The sequence below is a fragment of the Moraxella oculi genome (assembly GCF_023336735.1).
GTDB classification, from domain to species: Bacteria; Pseudomonadota; Gammaproteobacteria; order Pseudomonadales; family Moraxellaceae; genus Moraxella; species Moraxella oculi.
In genome coordinates, this window is record NZ_JAMBAQ010000011.1 from 45,812 (window position 1) to 61,488 (window position 15,677).

Below are 15,677 nucleotides of genomic sequence, written 5' to 3' on the forward strand. Positions count from 1 at the left end.
ATATGAAGTTTTAAGGCAGTGTGTATTAGTGCTTAGGTTTATTGGACGATTAACATGCGTAAAGACATTCACCCAGATTATAAAGAAGTACTGTTCCACGATACTAATGCTGATGTGTACTTCCTAACTCGCTCTACTGTTGCCACCAAAGCAACTCGTGAGTATGAGGGTAAAGAATACCCATATTATCCACTTGATATTTCCAGTGCGTCACATCCATTCTATACTGGCGAACAGCGTAAAGCTGCTAACGAAGGTCGTGTTGCCAGCTTTAATAAGCGTTTTGGTGCGTTCGCAAATCGTGGTAAAAAATCTTAAGACATTTAAGACACACGCCCTAAAAAATACCCTGAAAGTCAAACTTTTAGGGTATTTTTTTATGTTGAATTGTGTTGATGAATTCTGCCCACTGCTAAGATGAGCTGACTAAAACAATTTACTTGCGTTTCTTGCCACCTTGTACGGCCTTAAAGCGAGGGTTTGACTTGCAAATGACGAAAGTTCGACCACGACGACGGACGATTTGACAATCTTCATGGCGATTTTTGGCGGATTTTAGAGAAGATAAAACTTGCATGATGATGCTCCTTGATGATTAAAATGTTATAACATAATAATTAAGATGAATTATACGCCCATTTTGATGAATATGCAAGTCATCATGGTTCTTAATATTCAAAAAATACAGAAATCAAATAATCAAGTTGAGTCGGATGTCATGCTGATTCATGAGTTGATGCGGACTGCTTGAGAATGGCAATGATCTCCTGTGTGGTTTTTAGGCGTTTGATGATTGGCCAGATGCCCTGTGCTTGCATGTAGCCTTTGGTCAGCATACCAAGCCATTGTTTATAACGACCTATTAAGCCTGATTGATTGTCTGTGTCATCATGTAAAAAGGCGATTTGATGTGTTACCAGTTCATGCCAGCTTAGAGTGATGGTATCTTGGTGAATATTGGTGATGAGATCAGGTCTAGTAACCGCACCACGCCCAAGCATGAGATGTGGTGTGCCTGCTTGTGCCATACAGCGATGTGCATCTTCGGCTGTCCAAATTTCCCCATTGGCAATGATGGGTAAGCCCAAGTGAGTGAATGGCTCGATCATCTCCCAATAGGCAGGAGGTTTGTAGCCTTGTGTTTTGGTGCGTGCATGAATGGTCAGCCAGCTGGCATTGGCTGATTTTATCGCTTGTCCAATCTCAGCCATCTTGGAAGTGTCTTTATGCCCTAGGCGAATTTTGGCAGAGACGGGAATGTCGCTTGGTACGGCTTTACGCACAGCATGAATGATGGTGTAAAGGGTATCTGGTTCATCTAAAAGTACCGCACCGCCTTTATGGTTGTTGACGGTTTTTGCAGGACAGCCGAAATTAAGATCAATTGCTTTGGCACCCAGTGTTGTTGCGACGAATGCACTTTGCGACATGGTGTCAGGATTGCTACCAAGCAATTGCACATGAATTGGCGTACCGCTTGTTGTCTTGCCTTTGTCATGAAGCTCTGGCACATATTTATAAAACACATGAGCAGGCAGGGGGTAGTGTGTTACTCGGATAAACTCACTCACCGACCAATCGTAGGGGGTGCCAAGATCGCATGCAATCTTGGTAAGGATTTGTCGCATGAGTGGATCGGTCAGTCCTTCCATTGGAGCAAGCAGTCGGACGGGCTGTTTAAAAAAATGATTAAAATCCATAAGTTAACATTCAATAGGCAAATTTAAATAAATATTGTTTTTAATAGGTGAAAAGTTGGTGCTTTTCACCATCATGCACCGTGTCGTTATAATGAAAGCAAAATGGGTTTTTTGCTTCTTGTCATCAAGAACTGACATCAGGGTGGGGTTCGTCTTAGAGTCATCGACTTTTTGCCATTTTTGGGATATTTGCATGTAGGAGTCTGCTTGATGGTGTGGCATCTGGGGTAAGTGTGAATACTGCGATGGTGAAAATCATCATGCCATCATCTCATTTTAGTCGATGTTCTTAAACTCTTAAAAATTATTTATAAATCAACTTCTTGTCATCAATAAGAGCGGTTATTAAATCGCTGATGTGATGGATGTCAAGCGTTGTTTTGGCACGAGTACAAGCAACATACAGCAATCGCAACTCTTCTGGCGTGATTTCAACGCTTTGGCGTTTGACATCATACAAAAAGTCATCACTGATCTGCACTCGTCTCCATTCTAGTCCCTTGGCTTTATGGGCGGTGGAGATGACATAGTCAGCGTGATTTTGGGTGGTTAGTCTTTTGATGGTGCTGGTGATGGTCTGTGTGCCATGTTCTTCGACGAGTTTGACCCATGTTTTTAGGTCTGAACCCTCACTGGTCTCGCTAAATTCTTGAACCTCACCCCAATGCTTAAAAAATGCAAGCTCTGGCACGCCATGGGCAGATTTGCCTGTTTGAAGGCTTTGGGCGGCATGACAAAATCGTAAAATACGCTCACTGTCGGCTTGCAAAGCGACTTTATGCCCAGCTTTTAGACCAGATAATAAGTGACTCATGGCACTGGCGTTGGTGCGACATAAAATGGCGTCTTTGTTGCCATTGCTGGGCAGCTTTGCGATGCGACTGGAGATGTTAGGATTGCCTTTTAGAGGGATTTTCTCTTGTAGTGCGGTTAAAAAAACATTGGCGACTTTGGCAACCTCCTCGCCAAATCGAAACGACTGCGTCAATAGGGCTTGTGGATAGGGTAGGCGTTTCATGGCGTTTAAAGCACCACGCCATTCATAAATTTGTTGATGAGCATCACCAACATAGATGGTTTGCTTATTTTGACGAATCAAGGCTCCCATCATCAAGGGGTCTGCATCTTGGGCTTCGTCAAATAAGATGAAATCGGCAGGAATGATGGGGCTGGATAGTGTCCATAACTTCAGATAGATGTCATGTCCAATCCCTGATTGATGTCGTGGGTCAATCGACTGCAACCATCGCTGTTCTAAGGCGGGGTATAGCAACTCTCTTAGTCGTTCACCATCTGCTTGACCAAGCCAAGAGGGCGGCTTGATGTGTCGTGGTGCTGGATAGGCACTGTCGGTTTTGCAAAAGTTCATCAAGCCTTCTGAAACGATGTTGGCAAGCTTGGAAGCTGTCAATAAGACTGGCTTGACAACACCATCAATCGTGCGTTCAACTTCGATGGCTTGGAGATTAAGTTCGGCTGCCAGCTTGCTTGGTGTTAAACGAGGCAGACTGATTTTGGTGGTAATATTACGAGGAACATGCCGAAAAGCAAGCGAATGAAAAGTTTGGCAGCGTATATTAGTTGGAAATTTGCCCTGCGCTTCATTCGCGATGGCTTTGTTGAATGCTAGGTACAGTCCTTGACCACGCATGTTTTCACTGATGAGTTTTAGGGTGGTGGTCTTACCTGCCCCAGCATAGGCAACGATTTTGAAAGATTGACCTGTTTTTGCCATTTCTAAAGCGGTCAATTGCTCATCGGTGGGCGTGTGCTTGTTCTGGCTCATTGATGGAAAACAGTGTGAAAAATTGCTAATTATAGCACAGTTTTTAAGATGGTTTGTTGCTTAATTTTTTGTTGCTGATGATGGTCTATTCATTGTCTTTGACGAGTAACTTTGCCATCATCAAGCCAAATTCAAAAAGTAGACACATGGGTACGGCAAGCATCAGCATGCTAGCTCCATCAGGTGGGGTAACGATGGCGGCAATGAAAAAACACCCAACAATGATATAGCGTCGCTTGCTTGCCAGTGCCTTGGGGCTAACAATTCGCATCAACACAAGTAATAAGGTGGCAACAGGAATCTCAAACATCACACCAAATACAGCAAACAACTTGATGACAAAGTCCAGATAACTTTGAATGTCAGTCATTGGTAAGACATTATCAGGAGAAAACATCACAAAAAATTTGAGTGCAGGTACCAGCACGACAAAGTAAGCAAATGCCACGCCTATGTAAAACAGTATGATGGAAGAGAGTAGTAGCGGTAAAGCAGTGTGCTTTTCGTGCTTGTAAAGAGCAGGGGAAACAAAGCCCCATATTTGAGAGATGATAAAAGGAACGGTCAAAAATAGCGAAACAAAAAAGGTCAGTTTGATTGGTGCTAAAAATCCTGACGCAACATCAGTGGCAATGAGACTTGCTTGGCTGGGTAATAAAGCGACCAGCGGATTTGAAATGAAATCATACAGCTCTCGACTAAATCCAACCAACGCTAAGAACACCACAATCACCATCATGATCACACGAATCAGTCGTGTACGCAATTCGGTAAAATGTGCCATCAGAGGCATGTCGGCATCGTGGTTGGTGGGTGATTTCATGGTGTTTTGATGATTGGTTGGTTGAGTGGGGTGAGGGGTGTGCTTAATAGCGGATCAGCTTGATGATTGGGCAGAAATGGTGCGTTAGGAAGCCGTCTTTTTTTGTCATGATTGCTAAGTAGAAACCAGCGATCAGTCATGGGAATGTTCAGTGCTGCTTCAAGTGTGATGTGTTGTCCATGGTGATTGTCTAAGTCGTTATTGGTGGCATGAGTGATTGTTTCTTGCTCATCAGTGGCGGCTTGGTTTTCATTGCTGATTAGCATGGACTTATTTTGTTGAATGCGACGCTCAAGCTCCGTCATGTGTGCCTTCATTTTGGCTTCCGCTTCACGCATTTTGGCAAGCTCGCCTTTGAGTTCATCGGTGACTTCCAAAAGTTGTAGCTCACTGACGAACTCACTTTTTAGGCGTGCTGACATTTGGCGGATATTGGCATACCACTTGCCAAGTGTGCGAGCAGTTGTCAATAATTTTTCAGGGCCTAACACGATGAGTGCGATGATCCCAAAGAGCGTCAATTCAAAAAAACCAAGATTTAGCACAGCACTTCGTCCAGTTGTCCCATATGCTCAACATCATGAATGTTGATTTCTTTAAGCGTCGGTCTTTTCGATTTTGATTTCTTTGACTTCAGCAACCACCGTCTTGCCATCTGCATTTTCACCGATGACTTTGACTGGTTTATCTTCTTCTTTGACTGCATCTTTAAAGCCTTTGACGGCAGAACCCAAGTCCTTGCCTGCATTTTTGAGCTTTGATGTGCCAAAAATGATCACCACTACGACCAATAAGATGAGCCAATGCGTGATAGAAAGACCGCCCATAATTACCTCTTTATTTGTTATGAATCAAATATAAAAAAAGATGACAATAGGTATCAAATGCTAGCGTAAATTTTTGACAAAATGATGACAGCCAGCCCATCATCATCTAATGCTCGGCTCTGCGTGCATTTTTCTCATCAATGCCAGACAGTCCAAAGCGTCTGCTAAGCTCTTCTAAGACATCATCACTACAAAGTTCTAGGTGTGATAGTGCCACAAGGCTATGAAACCACACATCAGCGATTTCATAAATGAAATCGGTCTTTTGTTTGCTGGTGTCTTTGCCAAGTTGACGGGTCAGTTGTAGCTCTTTGGCAGCGATGATGCTTTCGGTGGCTTCTTCACCAATTTTTTCTAGGATTTTATTCAGACCTTTGTGATGCAGACTTGCCACATATGAGCTGTCTTTGTCAGCAGTCTTGCGTGTCTCTAAAATCGCATCAAGCTTAGACAAAATTGATGTCGATACATTCTTTGGGTGAGCGTGGTTAGGTTTGTGATAAATTTCATCAGGATGTTTGATGACCTCTTCAACCGTCTCCCAAGTGAGATTTGTCATGTCAAGTTTTTGGTAAAAACAGCTTTTGCGTCCTGTATGACAAGCAATGCCACCAACTTGGGTGATGATGAGAGTTATGACATCAGCATCGCAATCGGTGCGAATCTCATGAACGACTTGGGTGTGTCCGCTAGATTCGCCTTTATGCCATAGTTTGCCACGAGAACGACTAAAATACACACCCATTCCTGTTTTGATGGTCAGTTCCAGTGCTTCACGATTCTGCCATGCCATCATTAAAATCTGCCCTGTATCACGGTCTTGGGCGATGGTGGGAATCAGTCCATCTTCATTGAATTTTAGGGTGTCAAGGAATCTCATCGTCATCTCCTGTTTCGTGTCATTGTATCATATTATCTTTATTTGCCAATAATCTTTTTTAAGCACTGGTTACTTGATTTGGTAAACATCATTGGTATTTGATACCGTGTTTTTTGGCGACAGACATGCAGTGTTGGTAACGCTTATTGACACGATTGGCAAACCAGCTGGTGTCATAGTCTTGGCTAAGTTTTGGTCCTGAAATGACGACTTGTGGCATGATGGCATAGCTGGGTTTTTTACCATATTTTTTCTCAAAAAGCTCGCTGATAATGCGATAGGTTTGTGTGGTTTCAAATGATTTGAGCTTTTCTTTTTTTAGGTCTGATCGGATTTGTCGCTCGCTTAGGGGTGTTGATGTGGTACTAAGGAGCTGAATGATGGCATTTTCACTGAGGCTTTTTTTACTCATTGGGCTGCCATCGTGGTAAAGCAACAAGTCGCCATCAAGAGTAAGGCGTTCACCTGTCAAGGTAGAAACACGCTGTTGAAATGCAGCATTTCTGCTAGAATACATGCCAGAATTGTAATCGGCAAATCGATACAAAGGTTTGTCGTAATCCGCCTGATACTTCATCAGTCGATGAATGCCATAATACAGTCCGCCATATTGACTGTAAAGATCATTGCGTAAATCACGGTCGTTCATGTTGCTACGACGATGAGCACGGGCATAGTCAATATGCACTTGCATTGAGCCTAGCGTAGTAACTGGATTGATGCGTTCGTCAATGCCTGCACCTGTCAGCTTAGTCATTTGTGCTAAGCCTGCGACTTTATAGCTGCTGGCAAAATAGTCAAAAATCTCTCGATACAATTCATCAAGCTGACGCTCGGTCTTGACTTTTTTTATCTGTTCGATGAAGCTGTTTTCTTTGGTGGGTTTAACTTCTAACATGTTTCGAAAAGCTTTTGCCAATATTTTGCCAAATTTTCTTTCTAACTGTTCATCAATCGCTTTTAAAGATGCCTTGCCCAAATTGACCACAGCAGGATCGGCATGAAAGTTTGATTCTTGATCAATGACGGCAATGGTGGTACAGATGTTTTGGGTGGTTTTTGGAATGTTTAAGTCGTCAAAGACTTGGGCAATGTCAGATGCCCACGACTCTTTGTTATTGACATGAACAGGTATTAGCTTGGTAATGTGCTGATTTGTTAATGACTTAGCCTGCTTGTCATCTGCAGTACCGCATGCAACAAGCAGGGCAGTCAAGACAATCAAAACGGTGAATTTTAGCATGGCGAACTTGTGCGGTAATGGATTATTGGCGAGTGGATAGACGCATCAAACCTTCTTGTTGCGTGGTGGCAACAAGCTTGCCATCTTGCCAAAACTGCCCATGATTCAAGCCTTTAGCATGACTTGTCGTATCGCTCCACATGTCATAAAGTAGCCATTGACTGATGTCAAATGGGCGGTGAAAGTGCATTGAGTGGTCAATGCTGGCAACTTGAAGACCTTGGCTAAGATAACTAAGTCCATGACTCATCAGTCCTGTACCCACCAAATAAAAATCAGAAGAAAAGGCGAGTAATGCTTGGTGAATCGCTATTGGTTGGTCGCCAATTGCCTCAATGCGTAGCCAGTTGGCTTGGCGTGGTAGGGCTGGCTCTGGGTCGATGGGATCTTTTGGGTCAATCGGTTTGATTTCAACATGGCGTTGCCGCATGAATCTGGCTTGTAGTGATTTTGGTATCTTTGTTATTTGATGAGATTTTAATTCTTGTTCGTTGGGCAGAATGTCTGGTGCTGGGTAGGTGGGCATGGTTTTTTGATGATCAAGACCACCTTCCATTGGTGAAAAAGACGCAATCATTGAGAAAATGACCTGCTGAGCTGATTGGTTAGCTTGATCTGGCACATATTGTATCGCAGTCACCTCTCTGGCAGACAGACTGCGACCATCACGCAGTCGGCGTACTTGATAATGCACAGGGTAGCGAATATCGCCACCACGTAAAAAATAGCCGTGCAGAGAATGACAGGGTTTGTCTTGGTCTAGGGTCAATGCACCCGCCATCAGTGCTTGTGCCAGCACTTGTCCGCCAAAAATACGAGGTCCGACATAGTCAAAGCTTGGGCCACAAAAGACATCAGGAGCGGTCTGTTCTAAGGTGAGCGTGTATAATAAATCAGCGGCTAGGTCTTTTGGGTTGTTACTTTTGGCAAAAATATGAGTCATGATAACTGGCTGGTAATTGAACATGACATTATTATCCAATCGGATTTTTGGATTGTCAATATGATAAGATGAATGGCTGTGTCATTAAGACAACCTAATCATGTTGCGACATAAACAATGATGATGTCATGATAACAATACATAAATCAAGCAAATGCGTCTTTTTTATGGCTAAAATATAAAAAGATGATAAAATAAAATGAATCAATTTGGACTACCCTTCAGCGTGCCATGTTAAAAATTCCTACTTCAAAATTAGCCAGCTTATTCAGACTGGATAAACAACATAATCGTTCAAACACACCACTTTCAAACAAAGATGCACAGTTGGCGACAGTCGATGGGGCAGATGTTCGTCGAATGACAGAGCCGAATGTTTATCGCCGTCTTTCTGCCAAGGGTTTGTCGCTTGCGGTTAAGCCAACCATCATCGGTGATGCACCCATGATCGGTAACAGCCACCCAACTTTCTATGTGATTCGTGATTATTCGCGCTCTAACAGCTTGTTGGTGGGTATGATGACAGAAGAGCTGGGCCTACCTTCAGCTTTGGCAAAAATTGATGAGCATGGACTTGATGAGTCCTCGGCGATGGTGTTTTTAAATGGGCGTAATACAGAGCGTGAGTTGAGTGTTTCGCCTCGCTTAGAACGCTTGGTTCAGGCATGTCTGAATGATCCTAGCATTGATGTCAATCTAATCCCTGTAACGGTGCTTTGGGGGCGTGCTCCTGATAAAGAAGAATCCATGTTTCGACTGCTGATGGCAGATGAATGGCGTTCGCCAAGCATTCCTAAGCAGCTATTTAATATTGGTGTGATGGGCAGGGATACTTTCTTAAGATTTTCTGAGGTGGAATCGTTACAGGTGCTCATCAAGGAGGCGCGATTGGGCGTGGGGGAAAATCTGTCGCACACCATTCATTTGCGTTTAAAAGGCTTTTTGGATAAGCAGCGTACAAGCATTGTCGGCCCTGATTTGTCGGACAGACGCAATGAAGCAGGCAAAATCTTATCCTCCCCTGTGGTCATGGCAGCCATTGAAAAGCAATCTCAAGAGTCAGGAAAGTCCATCGCCGCCGTCAAAAAGGAAGCGGCAAGCTATGTGGGTGAGATTGTCAGCGATTATTCTCATTCGGTGCTAAGATTTTTTGATCATTTTTTGACTTGGTTGTGGACGCGTTTGTATGACGGCGTTGAGGTACATGACTTTGAACAGGTGTGCAAACTTGCGCCTGATCATCAGATTGTCTATGTGCCATGCCATCGTAGCCACATGGACTATCTGCTATTGTCTTATGTCATCTATAAGCGTGGTTTACGCATTCCGCACATCGCAGCAGGCGATAATCTTAACATTCCTGTGTTGGGTGAATTACTAAGAAATGGCGGTGCGTTTTTCATGCGTCGCAGTTTTAAAGGCAATGCACTGTATGCCACGGTATTTAAAGAATATGTACACAACTTAATGCAAAGAGCTGCTCCGATCGAATATTTCATCGAGGGGGGTCGCTCTCGTTCAGGTCGCCTGTTGCCGCCTAAGCTGGGAATGCTGGCAATGACGGTTAATAGCCATCTGCGTGAGCCTGCCAAGCCCGTTGTTTTCATTCCTACTTATATCAGTTATGAACGCATCATGGAGGGGGCGACCTATGTGGGTGAGCTTAAAGGCAAGCCTAAAGAATCAGAGAATTGGCTTGGCATCTTAAAAACCGCGCGTAAAATTGAGCGAGTGTTTGGTACGGTGCATTTGTCATTTGGCGAACCACTATATCTTAGTGATTTCATGGAAAAGTTTTCTGTGAAGCCCAAAGATGATGGCATTACCAACACCAGCAACATACATGCCATGGTACAAAATTTAGGCATCAAAGTACTACAAAACATCAATAAAGCTGCCATTGTCAACCCCATATCGCTCTTGGCATTGGTTTTATTATCCACTCCAAAAGCTGCTCTTGATGAGACTCAATGTCTAGAGCAGATTGCTTTATACCAGCGTATCGCAAAAGCTTTGCCTGATGAAACGCACATTACCAACCTAACTCCTAAGGAAATTTTGGCTTATGGCGAGCGACTAAAACTCATCGGGCGTACCCCTCATGTGTTGGGGGATATGATTCGTGTGGCTGACAAGCAGGCACCGATGCTAAGTTATTTTAAAAATAACATTTTGCATGTTTTTATCATGGTAAGTTTTTTGGCATCATTAGTGCAGCGTAATGGTCGCATCAATCGCGCTACTCTTGATGCCATCACGACGCTCATGTATCCATTTTTGCAAGCCGAACTTTTTTTAAGCACCGCCCTTAGAAATGTTGATAAGCTTACCGATAAGATACTTGGCATACTCATTGATGAGGGTGTCATCGTGGATTTGGGTGATGGTGTGCTGGGAACGCCTGAGATGAATTCAAGCAGTTATCAGCAGCTCATCGTCTTAGCAAGTGCCGCCCAGCAGAGTCTTGAACGCTATTTTATGGCTCTTGCCTTATTGTCTGAGCAGGGCAGTCATCGCTTGACTGCTGAGCAGGTGGTCAATCTTTGCCATGCTTTGGGTCAGCGAATCTCTGTGTTATACGCTGATGATTTGCCAGACATGTTTGATAAGGCGTTGTTCACAAGCTTTATTGACACCTTAAAACGCTTAAACTATGTGCAGGCAGATGCCCACAGCGGTGTGCTGATGTTTGATGAGCGGATTGATAATATCGCACAAAATGCCAAATTTGTACTCACTCCTGACATGATGCAGCTTTTGCGTCATGTAGCAAGCTTAGATGATGGCGAGATTGAGACCACCATTAAAGAGATGAGCACCAAGCGTAAATTTGGCAAATCAAAAAGATGATGACCGTTGCCACATTTGTGATGGCAAACAAGCAATGACCAAAGCTGTATCATAGTCCCACCACCGCACTGATTGGAAGGTGGTCGGACAGGGTTGACCACGGAGTGCCAGTATGAACAATCGCTTGGTGTATCTTTAAATTTCTGACATAAATCCGGTCAAGGCTAAGTATGGGTAGTTTGGCAGGATAGGTGGCAGGATGAACGCCATGTATGTGATGAAAAGCTTCAATCATGCCAAGTGATTGTAAGATTTTGGCAGATTTTTTCGACCAGTCGTTAAAGTCTCCTGCCAGTATGAGTGGTGCTTCTTTATCAATCGTACCATCAACATAGTCAATGATGGCCTGATATTGTTTCAAACGATCTGTATGCAACAGATTGAGATGTGCACACAGCACCACCACCGCACACCCCCAGCCGTCAGGCATGATTTCACAGTGCAAAACCCCTCGCTGCTCTAAACGACTGACCGTGATATTGACATTATGCTTTGGGTCAAGTGGGTGGCGAGACAGTACGGCGTTGCCATGATGTCCGTGTTCATATTCAGCATTTTTACCATAAGTGTCGGCACATGCCAAATATTCGCCAAACCATTCATGTTGTGATTGTTTGGGATACTCATTAAAGGCAATTGCTTGTTTTAGATTTTTTCCCTGTACCTCTTGGAGGCATAAGACATCAGAATTGACGGTTCTTAGGGCGTTTGCCATGCCAGTTAATTTGACTTCACGGTTTAGTGGCGACATGCCCTTATGAATGTTATAGCTGGTGATGGTGATGGGATTCATGGGTCTTTGAGATTGTTAAAAAGCTAAAAATGGCATTGTAGCATGGAATTATTATTTGTTAGGGTAAAAATCACACTTGTTCATTGCAAAATCCTTGACCCGCCCTTATAATTTTTTTGGGACTGTAATAGATTAGCATCTACGCCATGCTACAAGCATGAAGATAACTCATTGTAAATTAGGTAAAAAGTTCAAATAAAACTGCTTGAATTTTTTGTAGCACAAGTTACTGCCAGAGCAGCAAGTGATTTGCTTGGCATTTAAGCACACTTCAGCAGCTTTATTTTACCGCAAAATCAGACTTGTGATAGAATATAATCTCAACCTTGAAGCCCATACTTTGTTTGATGGTGGAGTGGAGCTTGATGAAAGCTACTTCGGTGGCATTCGCAAAGGTAAGCGAGGTTGTGGGCTTACGGCAAAACAGCTGTGTTTGGTCTTTTGAAGCGTCATGGCAGGGTGTATACTGTTGTTGTAACAGATACCAAGCAAAGCACCTTAATGCCTATCATCTCAAGCAAAATCAAGCCAGATGGCATCGTTTACACAGATGGTTACATTTGTCAAAGACCAAAGCCACATTAAAGGCATTGAAACCTTCTGGCTGCAAGCTAAACGAATACTTAGAAAATACAATGACACCCCCAAGAAAAACTTCCATCTTTTTATCAAAGAATGTGAGTTTAGATTTAACTACAGCACACCATCTAATCAGCTTAAGATATTGAGAGAATGGTGTGGGATTTAGGGCTTGTCTGCTACAATCCCCTTAATTTTTGTAAAAGATTTGATTATTTCAACATACAGGATGGCTTCATGAGTATTGATTTTCACAGCCCAGATTTTGATGAACGCTTGCGTTTGGTGGACTTTTATCAAGCCACGCCAGCGACACTCACCCAAAAAACACAGGCAGCACTGGATGCGGCACATGCTTTTTTAGATGAGATTGAAAGCGGTACAATGACTGATGATGCGATGAGCATCATTGATGAATTCGATCAATTAAATCATGCCATTCATCGTCCTTTTGGGGTATTGTCGCACCTAAATAGCGTGATGAATAATGACGAAGTTCGCCATGCTTACCATGACGCTTTGCCAAAACTTACCGAATTTGGCGTGCGTGTCGGTCAATCAAAAGCACTGTACGAATTGTATCAAACACTCAAAGACCAACTGTCAGATGATGCAGATATTGCACGCACTCGCTCAGTGCAGCTTGCTTTGCAAGGGTTTGAGTTGTCAGGAGTCGGACTGTCTGACGATCAAAAAAAAGCATTCGCTAAAATTCAAAGTGAACTTTCTGTTTTATCTGCCCAATTTTCAGACAATGTGCTTGACGCTACCAATGCTTTTGCCTTGCCACTGACCGCTGATCAATTAGATGGCATCACACCCAATGGGTTGGCACTATTAAAGACAGCAGGCGATACTCATAAAGCCAAAAATCCTCATGCCAAGTTGCCCACCGATTATGTGGCTACCTTGGACATTCCCATGTATTTGGCAGTCATGCAGTACGCGACTGATCGTGATTTGCGTGAGACACTATACCATGCTTATGGCACTCGTGCATCTGAACAGGCGACAGTCATGGATAACAAAGAAGGGCAGCCAAACACATTCGATAACAGCGATATCATGGCTCGCATCTTAAAATTACGCACGGATCAAGCAAGACTGTTAGGTTTTGACGATTATACTCAAGTATCATTGGCGACTAAGATGGCAAATGACCATCAAGAGATTGAAAGGTTTTTATTAAGTCTTGCTGATAAGGCTCGCCCATTTGCCATTCAAGATTTGACCGAACTACAAGCATTTGCCAAAACTTTGGGCGTTGATGACATGAAGCCGTGGGACATACCATTTTTTAGTGAAAAGCTACAAAATGAAAAGTATGCCCTAGACAATGAGGCGATTCGACCCTATTTTCCAGCCCCTGTGGTGTTAAAAGGGTTGTTTGAGATCATCAACACGCTCTTTGGCGTATGGTTCATTGCCAAGAATGCGCCGGTTTGGCACAAAGACATACAGTTTTATGAAGTGCATGGTAAAGATGGCTTAATTGGTGGTGTGTATATTGATTTGTATGCCCGTTCGGGTAAGTCTGGCGGTGCTTGGTTGTCAGATTTTCAAAGTAGGCACATCAGTTTGAATGGACAGGAGACTTTACCAGTATGTTTTGTTGTTGGTAATTTTTCGCCTGCAACCGACAATCAGCCAAGTCTACTGACTCACGATGAAGTTTTAACTTTGTTTCATGAGTTTGGTCATGCACTGCATCACTTACTGACCAAAGTAAACATTGCTGATGTTTCTGGCATTAATGGTGTAGAGTGGGATGCTGTGGAGTTGCCCAGCCAGTTTATGGAAAATTTTGCTTGGGATAAGGCAGGTATTGCCAAAATCAGCAGTCATGTTGAAACAGGTGAGCCATTACCTGACGATAAGCTAAATGCGATGCTAAGAGCCAAAAACTTCCAATCAGGAATGCAAAACTTACGCCAAATTGAGTTTAGTCTGTTTGATTTGCGTATTCATGCAGGTAATTTAGAAAGCCACGAACAGATTTTGGACATGCAAAATCAAGTTCGTCGTGAGGTGGCGGTCATCATGCCTCCTGAAAATAACCGTTTTGCCAACAGTTTTTCGCACATTTTTGCAGGAGGCTATGCGTCTGGTTATTATTCTTATAAATGGGCGGAACTTTTATCGGCAGACGCATTTGGTGTGTTTGAAGACAATGCGGGTGAAAAGGGGGTGTTTGACCCTGTCATTGGTCAGGCGTTTTATGACAATATCTTAGCAATGGGTGGCTCTAAACCTGCCAAAGAGAATTTCATCGCTTTTGCAGGGCGTGAAGCGAGAATTGACGCACTGTTACGCCATAGTGGTTTTGGGGAAGATTGATGCGTTATCAATCCAGTCGCCCAAAACGCCAATTTTTAGCAGGAGTTGCCTGCCCAAAGTGTCGCACGAGGGATGTGGTGGTACAAATTCAGGTGTTTGAGCCAGTTTTTGATGAATGGATTGAATGCACCATCTGCAACCATAGCGAACACCGTCCTACTATGAATGAGGCTGCCACCATGCGTCAAGAAGATGGTTACGGCACAGACAGCGTGGGCGTGGTCAAATTTAAATAACCCAAAAATCACACATCATTTAGCAAGGTGTTTTTTCATGAATCTACACGACATTCGAGAAGATTATAGCAGGCAAGAGCTGTCAAAATCACATTGCCATGCCAACCCCATTGAGCAATTCAAACTTTGGCTGAATGAAGCGATGAGTGCCAAAGTTAATGAACCTACTGCCATGAATATCGCCACCGTCGACGATGATGGCAGACCCAGCAGTCGCATGGTGTTATTAAAAGAAGTTAATGATGATGGCTTTGTGTTTTTTAGTAATTATGACAGCAGAAAAGGCAGGGCATTGGCAAGCAATCCCTACATCAGCATGACTTTTTTTTGGGCAGAGCTGGAACGCCAAGTACGCGTTGAGGGCGTGGTAGAAAAGTTGGGCAATGCCGCATCGGACGAATATTTTGCCAGTCGCCCTTACGCCAGTCGCATTGGTGCATGGGCGAGCGAACAAAGTCAAGTCATCAGTGACAAATCCGTCATTGTCAAGCGTGCCGCTCTGTTTGGTGTTAAGCATCCAATCACTGTACCACGCCCACCGCACTGGGGTGGTTATTTGGTTAAAGCAGACAGGGTGGAGTTTTGGCAAGGTCGTCCTTCGCGTCTGCATGATCGCATTCGTTATGAATTAAATGACCAAGAGTGGATCAAAGAGCGTCTGGCCCCATAATACACCACCT

The 15,677-nt window shown here is 43.6% G+C and carries 14 protein-coding genes and 2 pseudogenes; 6 read left to right on the forward strand and 10 right to left on the reverse strand.

What is annotated here, in order from left to right; translation table 11 throughout:
* Positions 1-54: 54 nt before the first annotated feature.
* Positions 55-318 carry a type B 50S ribosomal protein L31 gene (locus M2R47_RS06425; RefSeq protein ID WP_249100601.1) on the forward strand — a complete coding sequence of 88 codons (264 nt, stop codon included), beginning with the start codon at positions 55-57 and terminating at the stop codon, positions 316-318.
* A 118-nt stretch (positions 319-436) separates the two neighbouring features.
* Here the strand turns inward: M2R47_RS06425 and ykgO are convergent, their stop codons facing one another.
* The 9 genes and pseudogenes from ykgO to M2R47_RS06470 all read right to left on the reverse strand — a co-directional run bounded on the left by ykgO (position 437) and on the right by M2R47_RS06470 (position 8,202).
* Positions 437-577 carry a type B 50S ribosomal protein L36 gene (gene ykgO, locus M2R47_RS06430; protein WP_003657744.1) on the reverse strand — a complete coding sequence of 47 codons (141 nt, stop codon included), beginning with the start codon at positions 575-577 and terminating at the stop codon, positions 437-439.
* A 139-nt stretch (positions 578-716) separates the two neighbouring features.
* Positions 717-1,700: a tRNA dihydrouridine synthase gene (locus tag M2R47_RS06435; protein WP_249100604.1), complete on the reverse strand. Its 984-nt coding sequence runs from the start codon at positions 1,698-1,700 to the stop codon at positions 717-719.
* 304 nt (positions 1,701-2,004) lie between these two features.
* Entirely contained in the window at positions 2,005-3,486 is a 1,482-nt protein-coding gene (locus M2R47_RS06440) for a UvrD-helicase domain-containing protein (protein WP_249100607.1), read from the reverse strand.
* A gap of 85 nt (positions 3,487-3,571) precedes the next feature.
* Complete coding sequence (gene tatC / locus M2R47_RS06445) at positions 3,572-4,309, reverse strand: twin-arginine translocase subunit TatC (RefSeq protein ID WP_249100610.1); 738 nt, start codon at positions 4,307-4,309, stop codon at positions 3,572-3,574.
* Positions 4,306-4,854, reverse strand: coding sequence for a twin-arginine translocase TatA/TatE family subunit (locus M2R47_RS06450; RefSeq protein WP_249100613.1), 549 nt, complete (start codon positions 4,852-4,854; stop codon positions 4,306-4,308). The genes tatC and M2R47_RS06450 overlap by 4 nt, the downstream gene beginning before the upstream one ends.
* 51 nt (positions 4,855-4,905) lie before the next feature.
* Positions 4,906-5,136, reverse strand: a complete 231-nt coding sequence (tatA, locus tag M2R47_RS06455; protein WP_249100616.1) for a Sec-independent protein translocase subunit TatA — start codon at positions 5,134-5,136, stop codon at positions 4,906-4,908.
* Between the two features lie 106 nt (positions 5,137-5,242).
* Positions 5,243-6,025: pseudogene (hisIE, locus tag M2R47_RS06460) on the reverse strand (bifunctional phosphoribosyl-AMP cyclohydrolase/phosphoribosyl-ATP diphosphatase HisIE); the annotation flags it as partial.
* Positions 6,026-6,104: 79 nt separating this feature from the next.
* Entirely contained in the window at positions 6,105-7,259 is a 1,155-nt protein-coding gene (locus tag M2R47_RS06465; RefSeq protein WP_249100622.1) for a DUF1615 domain-containing protein, read from the reverse strand.
* Positions 7,260-7,281: 22 nt separating this feature from the next.
* Positions 7,282-8,202 (reverse strand): acyl-CoA thioesterase, encoded by a 921-nt coding sequence (locus M2R47_RS06470; RefSeq protein ID WP_249100625.1) that lies wholly within the window; start codon positions 8,200-8,202, stop codon positions 7,282-7,284.
* A 360-nt stretch (positions 8,203-8,562) separates the two neighbouring features.
* On the opposite strand from M2R47_RS06470, the gene plsB reads away from it, so the two are divergent.
* Positions 8,563-11,052, forward strand: a complete 2,490-nt coding sequence (gene plsB, locus M2R47_RS06475) for a glycerol-3-phosphate 1-O-acyltransferase PlsB (RefSeq protein ID WP_249100686.1) — start codon at positions 8,563-8,565, stop codon at positions 11,050-11,052.
* Between the two features lie 49 nt (positions 11,053-11,101).
* Here the strand turns inward: plsB and M2R47_RS06480 are convergent, their stop codons facing one another.
* Positions 11,102-11,845, reverse strand: a complete 744-nt coding sequence (locus tag M2R47_RS06480; protein ID WP_249100627.1) for an endonuclease/exonuclease/phosphatase family protein — start codon at positions 11,843-11,845, stop codon at positions 11,102-11,104.
* A gap of 157 nt (positions 11,846-12,002) precedes the next feature.
* Here M2R47_RS06480 and M2R47_RS06485 point away from each other — a divergent pair.
* The 4 genes and pseudogenes from M2R47_RS06485 (at position 12,003) to pdxH (ending at position 15,667) form a co-directional block, all read left to right on the forward strand.
* A pseudogene (locus M2R47_RS06485) lies at positions 12,003-12,593 on the forward strand (transposase).
* A 68-nt stretch (positions 12,594-12,661) separates the two neighbouring features.
* Entirely contained in the window at positions 12,662-14,761 is a 2,100-nt protein-coding gene (locus tag M2R47_RS06490) for a M3 family metallopeptidase (RefSeq protein ID WP_249100630.1), read from the forward strand.
* Positions 14,761-14,997, forward strand: a complete 237-nt coding sequence (locus M2R47_RS06495) for a hypothetical protein (RefSeq protein ID WP_249100632.1) — start codon at positions 14,761-14,763, stop codon at positions 14,995-14,997. Before M2R47_RS06490 ends, M2R47_RS06495 begins: the two co-directional genes overlap by 1 nt.
* Positions 14,998-15,034: 37 nt before the next feature.
* A complete protein-coding gene (gene pdxH / locus M2R47_RS06500) occupies positions 15,035-15,667 on the forward strand; it encodes a pyridoxamine 5'-phosphate oxidase (RefSeq protein ID WP_249100636.1) in 633 nt (210 codons plus the stop codon).
* The last annotated feature ends 10 nt before the right edge of the window (positions 15,668-15,677 follow it).

Coding starts and splice junctions, on each gene's coding strand:
- M2R47_RS06440 (WP_249100607.1), bottom strand. CDS start 3,486: ATGAGCCAGAACAAGCACACGCCCACCGATGAGCAATTGACCGCTTTA.
- M2R47_RS06435 (WP_249100604.1), bottom strand. CDS start 1,700: ATGGATTTTAATCATTTTTTTAAACAGCCCGTCCGACTGCTTGCTCCA.
- M2R47_RS06425 (WP_249100601.1), top strand. CDS start 55: ATGCGTAAAGACATTCACCCAGATTATAAAGAAGTACTGTTCCACGAT.
- plsB (WP_249100686.1), top strand. CDS start 8,563: ATGACAGAGCCGAATGTTTATCGCCGTCTTTCTGCCAAGGGTTTGTCG.
- ykgO (WP_003657744.1), bottom strand. CDS start 577: ATGCAAGTTTTATCTTCTCTAAAATCCGCCAAAAATCGCCATGAAGAT.
- M2R47_RS06465 (WP_249100622.1), bottom strand. CDS start 7,259: ATGCTAAAATTCACCGTTTTGATTGTCTTGACTGCCCTGCTTGTTGCA.
- tatC (WP_249100610.1), bottom strand. CDS start 4,309: ATGAAATCACCCACCAACCACGATGCCGACATGCCTCTGATGGCACAT.
- M2R47_RS06470 (WP_249100625.1), bottom strand. CDS start 8,202: ATGACTCATATTTTTGCCAAAAGTAACAACCCAAAAGACCTAGCCGCT.
- M2R47_RS06490 (WP_249100630.1), top strand. CDS start 12,662: ATGAGTATTGATTTTCACAGCCCAGATTTTGATGAACGCTTGCGTTTG.
- M2R47_RS06480 (WP_249100627.1), bottom strand. CDS start 11,845: ATGAATCCCATCACCATCACCAGCTATAACATTCATAAGGGCATGTCG.
- pdxH (WP_249100636.1), top strand. CDS start 15,035: ATGAATCTACACGACATTCGAGAAGATTATAGCAGGCAAGAGCTGTCA.
- M2R47_RS06495 (WP_249100632.1), top strand. CDS start 14,761: ATGCGTTATCAATCCAGTCGCCCAAAACGCCAATTTTTAGCAGGAGTT.
- tatA (WP_249100616.1), bottom strand. CDS start 5,136: ATGGGCGGTCTTTCTATCACGCATTGGCTCATCTTATTGGTCGTAGTG.